The organism is Lutimaribacter marinistellae (genome assembly GCF_042648365.1).
GTDB lineage: Bacteria > Pseudomonadota > Alphaproteobacteria > Rhodobacterales > Rhodobacteraceae > Lutimaribacter_A > Lutimaribacter_A marinistellae.
On the sequence record NZ_JBHRXI010000019.1, the window covers coordinates 1 to 2,097 of the forward strand.

Here is a 2,097-nt window from a genome sequence, read left to right on the forward strand (position 1 = left end):
GAGCAGCTCCGCCGGCACCAGCGGCGTCGGATCGTCGGTCTCGTCCGGCACCGTGTCCGGCAGGCTGTCATCGATCGTCACATCCCCCTCGGGCGTGACGCGGAGGCTGAGCGGGATGGCGGCGCCGGTGGCATCCTCGTTGGTTGCGGCGCGCAGTGTGCCGGCCAGTGTCAGCCCGTCGGCGTCGGGGCTTTCGGTGGAGTAATCGGTGGGCAGTGTCAGGCTGAGGGCCTGGTACTGCGCCAGGGTGCCGGTGAAGGTCAGCGTGCCGCCGGCGGCGGGGTCATATGCGATGGTTGCGGCGGGCACGCCGGCGCTGGTGACGCCGGGGGGCAGGCCCTGCAGGGTCAGGACCACGCCGGTGACGGCTTCGGAGCCGTCGCTGTCGCTGGTGCCGACGGTCCAGGCGTCGGAGGGGGTGAGGGTGACCGGGGCGTCGGTCTCGGCGGTGACCAGTTCGTCGGCGGCAAGCTCGAGATCGCCGGCCGGGCGCACCAGGAGGGTTTGATCGGTGGCGACCCGGGCCTCTGGGCCGATCGCCGTGACGGTCCAGTCGAGGGTGCCGGACCAGTCGCCGGGCAGGGTCATCGCCAGCGCGCGGGCCGCGGCCATCGACCCGGTCCAGAGCCCTGTTGCGGTCTCGAAGCTGCCGGTGGAGAAGGTTGCGCCGGTGGGCAGCGCGCCGGGGGCGAAGGCGATCTCGACGGTGGTGGTGTCCTCGGAGCCGTCGGCATCGGTTGCGGCCACGGCGATGCCGAGGGCGACGGTGACGCCCTGGCCGTCGATGCCGTCGCCATCCTCGATCGCGGTCAGCCGCGCCGGCGCGGCGAGTGTGACGTCGGGTTCGAAGGCGAGGGTCACGTCGAGCCGGGCCAGGCCGAGCCCGCCCTCGTCGGTGATCGCGCCGATATCGGCGTAGAGCGTGCTGGCGGGATTGGCGGTGGAGAAGTCGCGGGGCAGTTCGATCAGCAGCTGGCGATAGGCGGCCAGCGTGCCGAGGAAGGCCGGTCCGGAGGCCGGGGCCGGTGTGAAGCTGGCCCCGCCATCCTCGGAGATCCGGGCGCCGGGGGGCAGGCCGGTGAAGACCACCGCGACCAGCGCGACGGCTTCGGAGCCGTCGAGGTCGGTGGCGGCGGGCAGCACGCTGTCGGCCGGGCGGAAGGTGACGACGTCGTCGGTCTCGGCCAGCGCCAGCGTGGCATCTGCGATGGCCAGGTCGCCTTCCTGGTGCACCACCACGGGCACGGTGCCGTTGGCGGTGCCGTCGGTGGTGGTCACCTCGAGGGTTGCCGCGAGCGTCGTGGCGGGGCTTTCGGTGGAGAAGTCGGCGGGCAGGATCAGCCGCACGTCGCCGGGATCCGTCGTGTCGCCTGCCGCCCAGTCGAAGCGGAAGGTGACGGTGCCGTCGGGCGCGGTGTCGAACCGGCCTGCCGGTGCGCCGGTGCCGTCGGTGGCCGCGGTGCCCGCGGGCAGGCCCGGCAGCGCGAAGGACAGCGCCGTCACGGCCTCGTCGGGATCGCTGACCAGGACCGAGATGAAGGCCGAGAGCAGCAGTTCGACCGGGGCGTCGGTCTCGTCGGTCACCACCGTGCCGTCGATCTCGATATCGGGGGTCGGGGTGATCACGATGCCCTGGCTGGAGCTCTCGACGCCCTCGGGCGTGCGCACTTCGATCTTGCTCAGGATCGCGCCGTTGTAATCGCCGGGCAGGCCCAGCACCAGCGCGTTGGCCTCGGCCACGGTTCCGGTCCACAGCTCGCCGGCCAGCGTGCCGCCATTGACCGTCGCGCCTGCCGGCAGGCCGGCCAGGCGCACCGTGACCACGGCGGCGAAGCGGGGGTCGGACGGGTCGGCGGTCTCCGAGCCATCGGCATCGGTGATGTCGATCTCGATCCCCAGGTCCACGGCCACGCCCTGTGTCGAGTTGGCCACGCCATCGTCCTCGGCGGCGGTGAGCCGGGCGGGGGCGGAGAGGGTGATATCCTCTGTGGCGCCGATCTCGATCTGTCGCGTTGCGGTTGCGGTTCCGTCTGTTGGGGTGTCGGTTGCGGGGTCCTGGTCCTCGTCGGTCTGTGTGTTGAGGGTGAGGGTTATGGG

General features: G+C 72.3%; 1 pseudogene. It reads right to left on the reverse strand.

The window, feature by feature from the left end:
- A pseudogene (locus tag ACFORG_RS18600) lies at positions 1–2,097 on the reverse strand (hypothetical protein); the annotation flags it as partial.